The 14,905-nt window shown below is 54.8% G+C and carries 11 protein-coding genes and 1 pseudogene; 7 read left to right on the top strand and 5 right to left on the bottom strand.

Going from position 1 to position 14,905, the window contains the following annotated elements:
• Positions 1–76: 76 nt before the first annotated feature.
• Positions 77–1,201: an IS110 family RNA-guided transposase gene (locus TX85_RS16635; protein WP_044477366.1), complete on the top strand. Its 1,125-nt coding sequence runs from the start codon at positions 77–79 to the stop codon at positions 1,199–1,201.
• An 889-nt stretch (positions 1,202–2,090) separates the two neighbouring features.
• Here the strand turns inward: TX85_RS16635 and TX85_RS16630 are convergent.
• Positions 2,091–2,984, bottom strand: coding sequence for a LysR family transcriptional regulator (locus TX85_RS16630; RefSeq protein ID WP_044480655.1), 894 nt, complete (start codon positions 2,982–2,984; stop codon positions 2,091–2,093).
• 276 nt (positions 2,985–3,260) lie between these two features.
• On the opposite strand from TX85_RS16630, the gene TX85_RS16625 reads away from it, so the two are divergent.
• The 6 genes from TX85_RS16625 (at position 3,261) to rnr (ending at position 10,203) form a co-directional block, all read left to right on the top strand.
• The gene (locus TX85_RS16625; protein ID WP_044480653.1) at positions 3,261–4,523 is read left to right on the top strand and encodes an MFS transporter; all 1,263 of its coding nucleotides are present in this window, start codon (positions 3,261–3,263) and stop codon (positions 4,521–4,523) included.
• A gap of 238 nt (positions 4,524–4,761) precedes the next feature.
• Positions 4,762–5,535 carry an amino acid ABC transporter substrate-binding protein gene (locus tag TX85_RS16620; RefSeq protein WP_044480652.1) on the top strand — a complete coding sequence of 258 codons (774 nt, stop codon included), beginning with the start codon at positions 4,762–4,764 and terminating at the stop codon, positions 5,533–5,535.
• A 78-nt stretch (positions 5,536–5,613) separates the two neighbouring features.
• Positions 5,614–6,273: an amino acid ABC transporter permease gene (locus TX85_RS16615; protein ID WP_044480651.1), complete on the top strand. Its 660-nt coding sequence runs from the start codon at positions 5,614–5,616 to the stop codon at positions 6,271–6,273.
• A 30-nt stretch (positions 6,274–6,303) separates the two neighbouring features.
• Positions 6,304–7,059 (top strand): amino acid ABC transporter ATP-binding protein, encoded by a 756-nt coding sequence (locus tag TX85_RS16610; RefSeq protein WP_044480649.1) that lies wholly within the window; start codon positions 6,304–6,306, stop codon positions 7,057–7,059.
• A gap of 83 nt (positions 7,060–7,142) precedes the next feature.
• Positions 7,143–7,379, top strand: a complete 237-nt coding sequence (gene secG / locus TX85_RS16605) for a preprotein translocase subunit SecG (RefSeq protein ID WP_044480648.1) — start codon at positions 7,143–7,145, stop codon at positions 7,377–7,379.
• Between the two features lie 190 nt (positions 7,380–7,569).
• Positions 7,570–10,203 carry a ribonuclease R gene (gene rnr / locus TX85_RS16600; RefSeq protein WP_044480647.1) on the top strand — a complete coding sequence of 878 codons (2,634 nt, stop codon included), beginning with the start codon at positions 7,570–7,572 and terminating at the stop codon, positions 10,201–10,203.
• A gap of 678 nt (positions 10,204–10,881) precedes the next feature.
• Here rnr and TX85_RS16595 read toward each other — a convergent pair.
• From TX85_RS16595 to TX85_RS27650, 4 genes and pseudogenes are all read right to left on the bottom strand, one after another.
• Positions 10,882–11,652 carry a PHP-associated domain-containing protein gene (locus TX85_RS16595; protein ID WP_044480646.1) on the bottom strand — a complete coding sequence of 257 codons (771 nt, stop codon included), beginning with the start codon at positions 11,650–11,652 and terminating at the stop codon, positions 10,882–10,884.
• 71 nt (positions 11,653–11,723) lie between these two features.
• On the bottom strand, positions 11,724–12,533 hold the full coding sequence (locus TX85_RS16590) for an energy-coupling factor transporter transmembrane component T family protein (protein ID WP_044480645.1): 810 nt from the start codon (positions 12,531–12,533) through the stop codon (positions 11,724–11,726).
• Positions 12,508–14,403: an ABC transporter ATP-binding protein gene (locus TX85_RS16585; protein ID WP_233500774.1), complete on the bottom strand. Its 1,896-nt coding sequence runs from the start codon at positions 14,401–14,403 to the stop codon at positions 12,508–12,510. The genes TX85_RS16590 and TX85_RS16585 overlap by 26 nt, the downstream gene beginning before the upstream one ends.
• Positions 14,396–14,905, bottom strand: a pseudogene (locus tag TX85_RS27650) (cell division protein FtsQ); the annotation flags it as partial. The pseudogene TX85_RS27650 and the gene TX85_RS16585, both read right to left, overlap by 8 nt.

The raw sequence follows: 14,905 nt of genomic DNA, 5'->3' as shown, positions 1-14,905 counted from the left end.
AAATAATGAGAAGTAAGCTCAACCCATTGGACTTTCCACAATCAGAGCTATAAAACAAAAAGGAGTCGGTCTAAGAATGAGTATTACCACAAAGTATGTAGGTTTAGACGTGTCCAAATCCAAAATCGCGGTGGCCATTGCCGATGAGGGCCGAGGAGAAGCACGGTATTGGGGAACCATTACCCATACGAAAGAAGCGGTGGGCAAACTGATGCAACAGTTGAGTAAATCCGAAGACATCACCTTGGAGGTTTGTTATGAAGCCGGACCTACGGGATATGTGCTCTATCGCTGGCTGCTAGAAATGAATATTTCTTGTACCATCGTGGCCCCGTCCCTCATTCCCAAGCGTGCGGGAGATCGGGTCAAAACGGATAAACGAGATGCCCTTCGGCTCGCTCAGTTGTTTCGTGCAGGGGAACTGACGTCGGTTTACATTCCGACACCGGCGGATGAAGCATTGCGGGATTTAGTTCGAGCTCGGGAAGATGCCAAAGAAGATCTGGCCCGGCAAAAGCAACGGTTAGGGAAGTTTCTACTACGTAATCAACTGGCTTCCCCCAAGGGATCCACCCCATGGACGCATGCGTATGAAGCGTGGTTGGACAGCTTAAAATTTGCAGATCACTGTCAGCAGGTAACGTTTCAAGAGTATCGCCAATCGATCTGGGAAACGAAAGAACGCATTCGCCGGTACGAGCAGGAGATCGAACGACAAGCCGAAAGCTGTGCGCAAGCTCCGCTCATTCAGGCTCTGCAAGCGTTACGAGGCGTGGCCGTGCTTACCGCGACCACCCTTGCCTCAGAAATGATCGAAGCCGCGCGATTTCCGTTGGCCTCGGCTTTTATGAGCTATTGCGGACTGGTTCCTAGTGAAAATTCGACGGGAGACAGCCGCCGGCAAGGGAAGATCACCAAAGCGGGGAATGCCCATCTCCGAAGAGTGTTAGTGGAAGCCGCTTGGAGCTATCGATACAGTCCCGCCGTGAAAAAGAAGATGAGACAGCGTATTTTGGGTCTACCGCCTGAAGTACAGCGAATCGCTTGGGAGGCCCAGCATCGTTTGCATCAAAAGTACAAGAGCTTGTTACGCATGGGAAAACACAAGGGGGCCATCGCGGTGGCCATTGCCAGGGAACTTGCCGGGTTTGTGTGGGCGATTGCGAAAGAAGTGGAAATGACTAAAGCCAAGGCTTCGTAATGAGGGAACCGTTTGACGGACAGAGGGTTGTTCAAAGTGAGATGGATGAAGCAAGGAGGTGAGGCTGGGAGTAGATCGTGATTTACCTCGGCGGCAAAATCAGGCAAGGTGAAGAAGAGACCCGCGATGTCCGTTTGTGCAAAGCTTCGGCTTCCACGCACGTTTCTAGTTAGCGGCCAGCTTCTTCAGACGTATGTAGAATGTGTGTGAATCCACGAATATCAGATTGCCAACCAGCGAATTGTTTTCGCCGCCGAGCTAAAGCATGATCTACCCCTTCCGTCCCCTACAAGGGGAAACGCAGGAAGTGCACTCCCTGCACCCGTTACTCGCCGTATGGCAGCCCCTGGCCTTGGCCAGGGACATTCAAAAAGTATCGCTGGAAAGAGCCACCTGTCAAGACAGGCGCTTGACAGGCTCTTATTTAAGCGCGTCAAAAACGAGAGAGCCACAGAGGCGCTTGACAGGTTTCGTTCATATCAACGGACATTATGTCTTCTTACAGCCCAATATTGATCAGGCCAGAATTGTAACGGACATTTTGGCTGCTAAGAGAGTAGGAATGAGTGAACCGGAGCCGTTTGAGCGTCCTAAGTGCCGAAAATGTCCGTTAAACCTCCGAACAATGAGAAAAAGTCTGCTAAGAGTCCAAAATGTCCGTTAGAGAATCCAAGATCTCCGTTGGTTCGTTAGCAAGTCCAAGATATTCGTTTGGCGAGTTAAAAATATCCGTCAGCGAGCATCGATGGGCTGATCAGAGAGAGTCGGCTGCACCCATAGAGGATGCACCCATAGAGAATGGACCCCAAAAGGATCTGCACCCAAAGGGGATCTGATATCCCCGAGTCCATACTCACTCCATGAATGGTGAAGTAACCTGCCATCTCTCCTAGAGGCCAACCGTGTCGAAATGCCGGACGATAAACTGCCGGAACTGCTCAGCAGCAGGGGAGAGGTAATGTCCCTCTATCCATGCCATGCCGATGTTGCGGCGGCAGAGCGGCCATTCCACCGGAAGAAGCGATACTTGCGAGCGGTCGATCCCCTGGAAGTCGGGAATGACGGCAACGCCTAGCCCGGAGGCGACCAGTCCGGCAATGGTATGGACCTCCTCGCCTTCAAAGGTCACTTTGGGCTGAATCCCGGCTTGCTGGAACAGGTCGTCTGTGATTTTGCGCAGGCCGTAGCCCATTTTAAAAGAGACGATCGGTTCATTACCAACCTCGTCAAGCCGCACCGCGCCCCGCTCAGCCAAGGGATGTCCTACAGGAACCGCCACGAACAATTCTTCGCTCCGCAGGTATGCCCAGCGAATCTGCTGCGGGGTATCCCGCTCACGTAGAGAGGTCAGACATAGGTCGATGTCGCCGTCCATCATCCGGTCCAGCAGGGTCTGAGTGTTGCTCTGATGAAGCTGGAACTGAATATGCGGATATTCGGCCCGGAACTGGCGAATTAGCTCAGGGACAAGCTGAGGCCCCAGCGTATGCAGAAATCCCAGTGACACTTCTCCGTACTGCGGGCTGGTAAGCTCTGCAATCTCCCGCATGCCTTCCTGATATTCCTTCATGATCCGGTTCACTCGTAACAGGAACAGCTTGCCGTAGCGGTTTAACACAATAGCCCGCCCGTTACGCTCGAATAAAGACACGCCCAGCTCCTGCTCCAATCTTGCAATGGAACGGCTCAAGGCAGGCTGCGAGATGGAGAGGGCTTCTGCGGCCCGAGTAATATGTTCTAATTGAGCGGTAGTCTGAAAGTATTCAAGCTGCTGCCACTCCATTGAGATCCCTTCTTCCTCTTATTACATTAAGGTTATGAAAACAATGTAAATTATTCATTGGACGATATTATTATATCCGATTTAAACTTGAGGATGTTGGATTTGTGAAAATAGTTGCGATAAGCATCGCGCTATAAATGAAAGAAGGATTTAAGAGTCATAGAAAGATAGAGAGCTAGAGAGGTAGAGAGCTAAAGAGACAGAGATAGAAACAAGACAGAAACATAGAGCAAGCAGGAGAACGAGAAGAGAAACCTACGAAGGAGTCTTTCAACCATGAGTTACATAAAAATAGGCAGCAAGCAGCATCATCGGGCAGCGATTGGCATGCTGTTGGGGAGTGTTGTTACTTTTGCGACGATGTACAGTCCGCAGCCGCTGATCAGCCTGTTCACGGAGGAGTACGGCATATCTCCAGCGCTTGCAAGTGCCTCCATATCGGTTACGACGATGGCACTGGCGATTGCGCTGTTGTTCGTCTCCCGATTGTCTAATCTATGGGGGAGAAAGGGCATGATGAGTCTGTCGCTGCTGCTGTCCTCCGGCTTTGCGATCGCTTCGGCTTTTGTCGATAACTACTACATTTTCCTTGTACTGCGTTTGCTTCAAGGCATCAGTATTGCCGGCTTCCCTTCGATTGCGATGGCTTACCTGAACGAGGAATTCTCGCCGGAATCCATTGGCAAGGTGGTTGGGGTATATGTAGCGGGGACCTCGCTCGGCGGTTTGATCGGACGAGTTGTAGTCGGAGCGATGACGGATTTGACCAACTGGAAGACGGCCTTAATTCTGCTGGGAGTAGTTAACTTGCTACTAAGCCTATGGTTCTGGCGGAATCTTCCGGAGTCAGGCAACTTCACCCGCAAACGGGAATCTGCTGTGCAGTGGCTATCGAGCATGAAGCAAGCGTTCCTGAATCGGGATTTACTTCGTATCTATCTAACGGGCTTCCTGCTGATGGGTGTATATATTTCCATTCTCGACTACATTGGCTATCTATTGTTGGAGGCTCCTTATAACCTCAGCCAGACCATATTCGGCTTCCTATTCGTGGTCAACCTGGCCGGAACCGCCAGCTCGATTCTGTTTGGCAAGCTGACCGACCGCTATTCCCGGAGAAGCGTCATTGCTCTGGCGATGGGGGTGCTGCTTGCGGGCATGATTCTGACGATGGTCGGCGGACTATGGGTCAAAATCGCCGGCGTTGCCCTGGTGGCCTTCGGCTTCTTTGCCGGACACTCGGTAGCTAGCGGCTGGGTGGGGATTCTTGCCTCGAAAAATATCAAGGCGCAAGCTTCTTCCATCTATCTATTGTTCTACTATGGCGGTTCCAGCCTGATCGGGATGTCTGGCGGCTTCTTCCTCAGTCATTTTGGTTGGGACGGGCTGATTATTTACCTTGGCTTTCTGCTTATAGCGGCGGCAGGCATCGCTGTCTCCGCCCATGATGTACGAGCTCGTGTACCGAGCCGGACAGGTGCGGCGGCAAGAGATTCACGGCCTGTCATCTCGAAAAAAACAACCTTCCATGCACGTTAATTTTCATGTTAAATCCTGGAACTGCGCTCCCTTTGGTTAGGCATCACCTAACCGCTGGCGGCGTAGTTTTTTTGTCTGAAGGAGCACTTCACACGTTGCTCACAACGTATGCTGATATCAGCCCGACTTATCTAGCATTCTATCGACTCTTCCTCCAGTCTGTGATATGATATAAGCTCTGATAACGTGGTAACGAACTAAAGCGTTTATGCTGGAATTGAAGATGGAGGGGTTAGGGATGAGAAAGAAATTAGGATTAGGATTGCTGTTGCTTTGCTTGGTTATGGCAGCGCTGGCGGGATGCTCCGGTTCAGCGAATAAAAACGGAGATGCCATTGTGATCGGGATTGACGATAAATTTGCTCCGATGGGCTTCCGTGATGAGAAGAACGAAATTGTAGGCTTTGACATTGATTATGCACGGGCAGCGGCGGAGAAGATGGGAAAGGAAGTTACCTTTCAGCCGATTGACTGGTCTTCCAAGGAGTCCGAGCTGAACAGCGGACGGATTGACCTGATCTGGAACGGATATACGATTACGGATGAACGGAAGGAAAAGGTTCTGTTCACCAAGCCATATCTGGAGAATAGTCAGGTGGCCATTACTTTGGCGGAATCTCCGATTACAACCTTGGCAGAGCTGGAGGGCAAGGAGATTGGACTTCAGGCTCTATCATCTGCGGCGGATGCCCTGGCGGCAAGCCCGCTGCATGAGAAGGTGAACACCTCCGAGTTCAAGGATAACGTTCTGGCGCTGACAGATTTGAAAACGAAGCGGCTGGATGCGGTGATCATCGACGAGGTTGTTGCGCGGTATTATATGTCCAAGGAAGAAGGAACCTTCAAGCTGCTGGACGAGTCGCTCGCTCCTGAGCAATACGGCATAGGCGTCAAGAAGGGCAACGAAGCTCTACTGGATGAGCTGCAAAAGGCGCTGGACGAGCTGAACGCGGACGGAACGGCAGCCGAGATTTCGACGAAATGGTTTGGCGAGGATAAAGTGCTGAAATAGGTTGGAGCACAGCGGATAGAGCAAGTAGAGCAAGTAATTGGTAGAGCGGATAGAGTGGGTAGAATAGAGGGGTTGTCCATGAGCTGGGATTATATTTTTACTGTATTGCCACCGATGCTGAAGGGCGCACAGACTACGATCCTGATGTTTCTGGCCGTGATCGTGCTGTCGGTGCCGCTGGGCTTCGGCGTGACGCTGCTGATGCGTAGCCGGGTGAAGCCGCTGGCCTGGCTGGCCCATACGTATGTGTACGTGATGCGCGGTACGCCGCTGCTGCTGCAGGTGCTGTTCTTCTGCTTCGGTCTGCCGCTGCTCCCGGTTATCGGGGAGTACTTGGTCTTTGATCGTTTTATATCGGCGGCCATTGCCTTTGTGCTGAATTACGCGGCCTATTTCGCGGAGATATTCCGCGGCGGGCTGCTCTCGATCGACAAGGGACAGCAGGAGGCGGCGCAGGTACTGGGGCTTAGCAAATGGCAGACGATGACGAAGGTGATTGTGCCGCAAATGATCCGAGTGGTCCTGCCGACCACGGCGAACGAGGCGATCACTCTAGTTAAGGATACGGCATTGCTGTATGCGGTCGCTGTGCCGGAGCTGCTTTATTTTGCCCAGACGGCGGTGAATCGGGATATGCGGCTTGTTCCGTTCTTCCTGGCGGCGATTGTGTATCTGCTGATGACGCTGGTTCTGACGATTGCTTTCAAGGCGCTGGAGAAGCGTTATTCATTTAAGTGAAGCTCACCCTCATAAAAGGACTGTCTGGACATGACCCATATTATTGAAGTGAAACAATTGAAAAAATCGTTCGACGAGCTGGAGGTGTTGAAGGGGGTCTCCTTCGACATTCAGGCGGGCGAGGTGATCGCTGTGATCGGCCCTTCCGGCTCAGGCAAGAGCACGATGCTGCGGAGCCTGATTCATTTGGAGGAAGTCACAGGCGGTACGATTCGCCTTCTGGGGCAGGGCTTGGTCGAGGATGGCCGCTATGCTTCCGGGAAGGACATTCGCACGATCACTGACCGGATGGGAATGGTGTTCCAGCACTTTAATCTGTTTCCGCACTTGACCGTACGGGCGAATCTGGAGCTGGCGCCGAAGACGCTGAAAAAGGATACCACCGCAGGAATCCGCAAACGGAGCATGGAGCTGCTGGATAAGGTGGGGCTGCTGGATAAGGCGGACGTGTACCCTGCCAATCTGTCAGGCGGCCAGAAGCAGCGCGTGGCGATTGCCCGCGCACTGATGATGCAGCCGGATATTCTGCTCTTCGATGAGCCTACGTCTGCGCTCGATCCCGAGCTGACCGGCGAGGTACTGCGGGTGATTAAGCAGCTTGCCCAGGAGAACATGACCATGATCATCGTTACGCACGAGATGGGCTTTGCCTGCGAGGTGTCCGATCGGGTCTTTTTCATGGATAAAGGCGAGATTGCTGAAGTCGGTACGCCGGAGCAGCTCTTCGGAAATCCGCAGCGTGAACGGACACGGCTGTTTTTACAGCGGGAGAAGCTAGAGGAATAGCTTGTTATTCATTTTTCGTTGTGATAAAATAAAATTGCTGTTTTTGTAATGTGTGAAGTGTTCTCACTTAGGAGGTGGATTGAATGGATATCTTTTTGGAAGTGCTGCTCATTATTTTCTCTATCGGTCTGATTGCGGTGGTTCTGCTGCAAAAGGGGAAGAGCGCGGGTCTTTCCGGTGCCATCTCCGGCGGTGCTGAGCATCTTTTCGGCAAGTCGAAAGCGCGCGGCATGGAACTGGTCCTGGAACGGGTAACCGTCGGACTGGCTGTCGGATTCTTCATTCTGGCAATCGTCGTTGCGATTGTACAGGGTCTGTAATGGCAATTTATCATTGGATATAACGATTAGAAGTCTCGTTCCTTGGGGAGCGGGACTTTTTTGTATTTGATGGGCTTGTACCGGAATAGGGATGCTATGGGTTGATTTCGTGTATACTAGGGTATATACATGAAGGGTAAATCATGGAAATAATTTGATTGCCGGCAGACAGGCCGGCCGAGGTGATTAAATGGTTAAAGAGACAGAATTGCTCGCATTTATGCGGGAGACGGCGTACAAGCCGATGACATATCAGGAGCTGGAGGAGCATTTTCAAATCCAGACGGCGGCAGAATTCAAGGACTTCCTAAAACTACTTAATGCATTGGAACAAGACGGGAAAATCATTCTGACTCGCACTAACCGGTACGGTGTGCCTGAGCGGATGGATCTGGTCAAAGGCCGGCTGCAGGCGCATGCCAAAGGGTTCGCGTTCCTGATTCCGGAGGACCGGGAGCATCCGGATGTGTACATTCATGCGAATGACCTGCTGAGTGCCATGAATGGAGATACGGTGCTGGTGCGTGTCAGCACGCGCAGCAGCAGCGGCGGCAAACTGGAGGGCGAAGTGGTACGGATCGTGAACCGGGCGGTTACACAGATCGTCGGGGTATTCCAGCATCATGAGACCTATGGCTTTGTGATTCCGGATGATAAGCGGATTAACCGGGATATTTTTGTGCCGCAGGAAGGGTTCGGCGGCGCGGTCGACGGCGAGAAGGTCGTCGCTCATATCGTCAACTATCCGGAGGGCCGGTCGGCGGCAGAGGGTCGAGTGATTGAGATCCTCGGCCATAAGGATGATCCGGGGGTCGATATTCTCTCGATCATCCGCAAGCATCAGCTGCCGGAGGCGTTCCCTGAGGACGTCATGGCTGAGGCGCAAGCTGCGCCGGAGCGAATCGACGAGGCCGAGATTGTCTCGTCGGGGCGGCGCGATTTGCGGGACAAGGTGATTGTGACCATTGACGGCGAGGATGCAAAGGATCTGGATGATGCGGTGCATGTAGAGCTCCTGCCGAACGGTCATGTCCAGCTTGGAGTCCATATTGCCGATGTCGGCTATTATGTAACGGAGAACTCACGGCTGGACCAGGAAGCCTACAATCGGGGCTGCAGTGTCTATCTGGTAGACCGGGTTATCCCGATGCTGCCGCACCGGCTGTCAAACGGGATTTGCTCGCTTAATCCGAAGGTGGACCGGTTCACCCTGTCCTGCGAGATGGAGTTTGATGAGCAGATGAAGGTAGTGAAGCATGATATTTTCACCAGTGTGATTCGAACCAAGGAACGGATGACGTATACAAATGTCCGCAAAATCCTTGAGGATGAAGATCCGGAAGTGACGGAGCAGTATAGTGAGCTGGTGGATACCTTCAAGCTGATGCGCGACGTCGCGCTACGCTTGCGCGGCAAGCGGATGAAGCGCGGTGCGGTGGACTTTGACTTCCAGGAGTCCAAGGTGATTGTGGACGAAGAAGGAAAGCCGATTGATATTATCAAACGGGAGCGTTCGATTGCAGAGCAGATTATCGAGGAGTTCATGCTGGCGGCCAATGAGACGGTGGCGGAGCATTTCCACTGGCTGAAGGTGCCGTTCATCTACCGGATTCACGAGGACCCGGATCAAGAGAAGCTGATGAACTTTATGGCATTTGTCGCCAACTTTGGCTACACGGTGAAGGGCAAGGGCAACAAGGTGCACCCGCGGGCGCTCCAGTCGCTGCTGGAGGATATTCAGGGCACGAAGGAGCAGACTGTGATCAGCACGATGATGCTCCGTTCGATGAGACAAGCCAAGTACGATGCCGAGAGCACCGGCCACTTCGGGCTGGCGGCAGAGTTCTACACGCACTTCACTTCCCCGATCCGACGTTACCCGGATCTGGTCATTCACCGCGTGATCCGCGAGGTCATTGAAGCAGGGGATGGACTGTCAGAGGGTCGGCTGGAGTACCTGGCCAGCCGGATGCAGGACATCGCTCAGCAGTCCTCCGAGCGGGAGCGGGTCGCCGTGGAGGCGGAGCGCGATACGGAACAGCTCAAGAAGGCGGAATACATGCTGGATAAGGTCGGGGCGGAGTTCCCGGGTATTATCAGCAGTGTGACGAGCTTCGGAATGTTCATTGAGCTGGAGAACACGGTGGAGGGGTTGATTCGTCTGAGCGGGCTGACAGACGATTACTACCACTTCCATGAACAGCATATGGCCTTGATCGGCGAGCGGTCGTCGCGGATCTTCCGGATTGGCGACGAGGTGAAGATCCGCGTTGCCCGGGTGAATATGGACGACCATACGATTGATTTTGAGTTGGTCGACATGGAGCCGCGGCGCCGTGACGAAGGGAGCGGCGACGGGCTGGCCTGGAAGCGCGGCGAAGGCGGCGGACGCGGCCGCGAGCGGGAGCGTGAACGCGGCGGCAAAGGCAGCAAGAAGGGCCGCGGCGTAAAGAGCGGGGCTGGCGCCAGCGGGACAGGCCGCAGCGCCCGCCGAAGCGAGTCTTCCGGCAGCGGCGGTGCCGCGCCGGCAGTGAGCTTCGGGTTTGGCTCCGGCAAGGGCGGCTACGCTGCCGGCCCGGCCTCGCTGAGCCGCGACAGCGGAGGCTACCGCTCCGGCGGCGGTGAGCGCGACGGGTCGGGCTCGGGCTCGGGCGAACGCCGACGGAAGAAGAAGACTTCGGAGAGCGGGATTTTTATCGGCGGTCCGGCTGCATCCGGCGAGAGCGGCGACAAGCCCCGCAAGAAGAAGGGCGGCGGCAAGGGCAAAAGCAAGAGCAAGGGCGGGAACGCTACAGCAGCCTTTGTCCGCAAGAAGAAAAAGTAAGCGCCAGATACAGTGCCTATAGGGTATAACGGTAAGAAATGAGCTGTAAGGCACAGCGCGTAAGGTATAAGCAGTAAAGTATAACAGCAAAGTATAAGCAGTAAAGTATGAACGGTAACATAAAAGCAGTAACATAAAAGCAGTAACATACAAGCAGTAACATAAAAGCAGTAACATACAAGCAGTAACATAAAAGCAGTAACATACAAGCAGTAACATGTGGTGGCAAGGTAAGCAGTAGGGACAAGCAGTAGGTATAGGTAGTAGGGAGCAAGAAGCAGGAAGGAACGGGACGGGGCGTAGGGTTCCAGAATAAGGTATGAATGAAGCGGAACTCATGAGAGCTAAAGCTAGATTGAAGCTAGTACGGCGGAGTTTTATACGGAATTTCGTACAAGAATTTTGCATTCGGCGATATACTGGGGCAGTTGTACGATTTTTCGTATAAAGATTGGTGTATCTGGGGAATTAGCGAGGGGATTGTATGTTTTTTCGTACAAATTAGCTCGTTCTGCGAGTTTTCAAAGTTTTTTGTACGATAAACCGTACAAAATCATAGTTTGTCATATACACGCTCTTATGACAACGTACAAAGGGCACAGCTCCAGAAATGGAGGCTGTGCCTTTTTTTGTTGCGGGGAGATGAGGAAGGGCTAACTCCGTTATTTAGTTGCTCGGTTACTCCGGCAGGGCTTCCAGTACGAGAAGGCGTTTGAGCAGCTTTTTGAGCATGACGGAGGCCTTCACCTGGAGAGGCAGGCTGTCGGCTACGGCGATTTTGTAGGCGCCGCTGAGGATCGCCTTCTTCAGTTCAGCAATGCTGTTGCAGGGCTGATCCAGTTCATTGTAGATGCTGCCGTACTGCAGGCATTGATGGGTATCGCTGCCCGCCGTGACCGGCTTGCCGAGCTCGGCCGCGAAGCGCTCCACGCGCGTGCGGTTGAGTTCATTGCCGTACTCGTACATGTCCTTGGCATTGAGGTCAAAGGCATCCAGGCGGCGCAGGTCCGCCGGGTCCAGATGGTGCAGCGGTGTTGACTCGCGGAAGGGATGCGCACCGATTTTGAGTAAAGGATAGCCCTCGGCCAAGGTGAGCAGTTGCTTGAACGGAATGAAGTTATTTTTTTGCATAAAAGGGGTCAGGGCCTGGTGAATTTCTAAAATATCAGCCTTGCGTCCGATCAGCAGGATGTGGCCCTTCTCGCGGATATCCACCTCCATGCCCGGGAAGATTTTTAGAGCGCCGGCCTCGTAATATTCACCGTTGTAGGGGTACATGCGGTCCAGGTTCTCATAGACTTCATGGAAGCGGTAGGTGTTGAAATGCTCGGTGAGCGCCACGGCATCCAGGCCGTTCCCGGCGGCTTCGGCCAGCATCTCGGTGTAATAATCCCGGGAGAATATAGTAGCTTTGGACAGCTTGGCATGGGTATGCAAATCGATTCGCATCGGTAACACTCCTTCGTAGTAGGGTCGCAAAATGGTGTAGGGCTCGTGCTGCGTGCCGCTTATCCTCGTATTTATCCGATCCAGAACAGCAGGGTCAGGTAAGCGGCGGAGCCAGTCAGAAACAGGATATCGTGCATTTGAAAGCGTAAATGAGATAGCTTAAGTTTTTTGGCCTCAGGATGGTTGAGTCCGTAGGAGAAGCCGCGCGTCTCCAATGCTTCCACGGTGGTTCGGGAGCGTTTGGCTGTCGCCAGCATGAGCGGGAAGAACGCATAGACGAGCAGTTTTAAATAGTAGACGCCGATTCGCCAGTGAAGCAGTCCTGGGCGTGAAGGTGCTTTGCCGCGCAGCCGGTAGGACAACAGGACATTGCGGAATTCCTCGAACAGCACGGGCAGGATCCGGTAGCCGTAAGACAGGCTGAACGAGAAGGCAGCCGGAATGCCAAGAGCGAGCAGGCCGTCGCTGATCTTCTCAGGGTCTAAGCCGGAGAAAACGGTGATGCTGGCCAGCGATACGACAGACAGCTTCAATGTAAGCTTGAGCAGCGGAAGGGCGGAGGAGATGTCACCGCCGAAGAACAGCGAAATGATGAACAGCCATCCGACCTGACCGATCAATCCCAGGCAGAGCACCAGAATGATAAAAGGGGTGACCCGGGACAGAATGGTGGTCACGATCATGAACAGGCACATGCCGGCCAGAACAGTCAGGCTGTTCACAAACCACGGCACGATAGCGAAGAACAGGTACCAGATCAGCAGCCCGCGGGGATCAAGCCGGGACAGAGAGGCATGGCCGCTGCCATAGGCAGTGTTCATCAGCTCAAGCTGGATACGGTCTAAGGAAAATTTGCTAAACCAGTTGCGGACGAGCTCCATGGGGCAGGGACTCCTTTGCTAAAAGAATGCGATGAATGCGGGCAGCCAGCTCAGCAGGATCGGAGCAATGGGGCCGCAGATTAAGGCCGGCGGAAAGCTCCATTGTCTGCGTTAACGCAAGCCCGGCACGCTGGATCAGCGCGGTGTCGGCGAACACCTCGGCCGCTGTTCCGTCGGCGGCGACACTGCCTTCATGCAGCACGATGACGCGCGTAGCCCAGCGGCTGACCAGCTGCATGTCATGGGTGGCGATGAGCACGGTGTGCACATGCTGCTCCAGTTCCTGCAACGTGCTGATCAGCTCCTCGCGCGTGGCAAGGTCAAGATTGGCGGTCGGTTCGTCCAGCAGCATGACGGCTGGAGTAGTCGCGGCGCCAATCGCCAAGGAAACGCGGCGCTGCTGCCCGCCGCTGAGGAGCCGCGCGTCGCGCTCGCGCAGCTCCTCCAGACGGAAGGCGCGAAGCATGCGCTCGATAGTTGCCTCAGCGCCCTCGTAGCTGCGCTTGTTTAGACAGTGGGCAATTTCTTTGTAGACGCTGTCCTCGATGAACATGTCCTCCGGATTCTGGAACACGAAGGCGACGTCGCGGGACAACTGCTCCAGCGAGATGCTGCGGGTATCCTGCCCGAGAACGCTGACCGTGCCGGCGGTCGGCTTGGCGATGCCGGCGATCAGGCGCAGCAGGGAGGATTTACCCGCTCCGTTGTTGCCGACGAGCGCGATCCGCTCGCCTTCGGTGATATCCAGGCTGACGCCGCGCAGGACGGGATGATCGGTCTTGCGGATCGTCTTATAGGTTAGCGCCGCCTGCTTGAGCGAGATCACGGTGCGAGATTCAGCGGCTGGAAGTGATGCCCGTGGCGGTGTTGGATCCTGTTGCTTGTGCTGCCCGAAGAGTTCAATTGGAGCCGAGAGCATACGCGCAAAGTACCGCTGCGCTTCCTCGGTCGTAATCGGGTAGGTCGTCGCGTCCTGTTGGTTGGATTGGTCGCTGCGCAGCGAGTCAACCGCTTCTTGCTGATTCTGCTCGCCTCCATGCAAGGCAGCACTTTGCAGAGCCTCGAGTGCGGCGGCGGTCTGCGTGACCTCCGGCGGCTGGATGCCAAGGCGGTGCAAGTCATCCAGCCGATTCAAGGCCTCGTGAACGGGAAGCTGCCACACTACGCGCCCTTGCTCGATCAGGCAGACATCATGGCAGTAATCGGCGATAAACTCGGCATGGTGCTCGATCACGATGATGGTCTTGCCATAGATGCGGTGCAGGCGCCGCAGCACCTCATAGACCTGGCGGGCATGCTGGGGATCGAGCTGGGATACGGGTTCATCGACGATGAGAATGTCCGGCTCCAGCGACAGGGCGCCGGCGAGGGCGAGCAGATGCTTTTGCCCGCCGCTCAGCTCCCAGATGAAGCGGGTCGCCAGCGGGGTGAGGCCGCATAGCTCCAAGGCCCGGGTAGCCCGTGCCCGGTAATCGGGCAGCCCGTAGTTCAGCGGCGCGAAGCAGGCTTCATCCAGCACGGTTGGCCGGACGAGTTGATTCTCGAAGTCCTGGTACACATAGCCGACCTTGCGCGAGAGCTCGGCGACAGTGCTGTCCTGAGCGGACAGCCCGGCTATGCGGACTTCGCCTTCAAAGTCGCCAGAATAGTAATGCGGGATGAGTCCGTTGAACAGCTTGCACAGGGTGGACTTGCCGCTGCCGTTGCCGCCGATGATTGCGGTGAAGCTGCCGGGCTTCACGGTCAAGGTGGCTCCGTTCAGCACCGGCTGCTCTGAGCCGGGATAGGTGAAGGAGACACTCGAGATCTGTATGAGCGGCTGGTCTTGGTTGTCAGGCTCCTGCGGCAAGGAAGCAGGCATATTAGGCATGAGGCACGCCTCCGCCGGCTCCGGTATCGGCGTTTCCTTGCCGTGTCTTGCGGGAACGCATGAGCAGGAGGACGATCACGGCGATGACAGCGGCAATGCCAAGGCTCAGCCAGATCGCGGTGCTGCCGGCCTGATCGGCCCAGCCGCTGTCCCATTCGGCGAGGTTCCAGTCCGTCTCGGACAAGGATTCGGCGCCGAAGGCAAGTAAGGCAAGCAGGATCCCGGTCAGGACCAGCTTGGGGGAGATGATGCCTGCCGCCTCGTACTGGGTATCTTTTTTCCGGGGCTTGATGCCGAGCAGGGGTTCTATTTTTCCATAGAGACGGGGTACCAGATACAAGGTAGGAAGCAGGGCAAACAGGATTCCCGAGAACAGGACATCATTCAGGAAGCTCACGCCTTCGACGATCACGACGCTCTCGGCCAGGCCGGGAACGGCTTCGAATTCCTCGACACCGATCCAGACTTTGCCGATGTCAACGAGGGTGCTGCACAGCTGGTG

This window comes from Paenibacillus antibioticophila, assembly GCF_000455265.1.
Classification (GTDB): domain Bacteria; phylum Bacillota; class Bacilli; order Paenibacillales; family Paenibacillaceae; genus Fontibacillus; species Fontibacillus antibioticophila.
This window is presented reverse-complemented; position numbering and strand designations above follow the sequence as displayed.

What these genes read in the sequence shown, in the direction of transcription:
- TX85_RS16620 (WP_044480652.1), top strand. Translation starts at nt 4,762, where the DNA reads ATGAGAAAGAAATTAGGATTAGGATTGCTGTTGCTTTGCTTGGTTATG.
- secG (WP_044480648.1), top strand. Translation starts at nt 7,143, where the DNA reads ATGGATATCTTTTTGGAAGTGCTGCTCATTATTTTCTCTATCGGTCTG.
- TX85_RS16630 (WP_044480655.1), bottom strand. Translation starts at nt 2,984, where the DNA reads ATGGAGTGGCAGCAGCTTGAATACTTTCAGACTACCGCTCAATTAGAA.
- TX85_RS16585 (WP_233500774.1), bottom strand. Translation starts at nt 14,403, where the DNA reads ATGCCTAATATGCCTGCTTCCTTGCCGCAGGAGCCTGACAACCAAGAC.
- TX85_RS16610 (WP_044480649.1), top strand. Translation starts at nt 6,304, where the DNA reads ATGACCCATATTATTGAAGTGAAACAATTGAAAAAATCGTTCGACGAG.
- TX85_RS16615 (WP_044480651.1), top strand. Translation starts at nt 5,614, where the DNA reads ATGAGCTGGGATTATATTTTTACTGTATTGCCACCGATGCTGAAGGGC.
- rnr (WP_044480647.1), top strand. Translation starts at nt 7,570, where the DNA reads ATGGTTAAAGAGACAGAATTGCTCGCATTTATGCGGGAGACGGCGTAC.
- TX85_RS16635 (WP_044477366.1), top strand. Translation starts at nt 77, where the DNA reads ATGAGTATTACCACAAAGTATGTAGGTTTAGACGTGTCCAAATCCAAA.
- TX85_RS16590 (WP_044480645.1), bottom strand. Translation starts at nt 12,533, where the DNA reads ATGGAGCTCGTCCGCAACTGGTTTAGCAAATTTTCCTTAGACCGTATC.
- TX85_RS16625 (WP_044480653.1), top strand. Translation starts at nt 3,261, where the DNA reads ATGAGTTACATAAAAATAGGCAGCAAGCAGCATCATCGGGCAGCGATT.
- TX85_RS16595 (WP_044480646.1), bottom strand. Translation starts at nt 11,652, where the DNA reads ATGCGAATCGATTTGCATACCCATGCCAAGCTGTCCAAAGCTACTATA.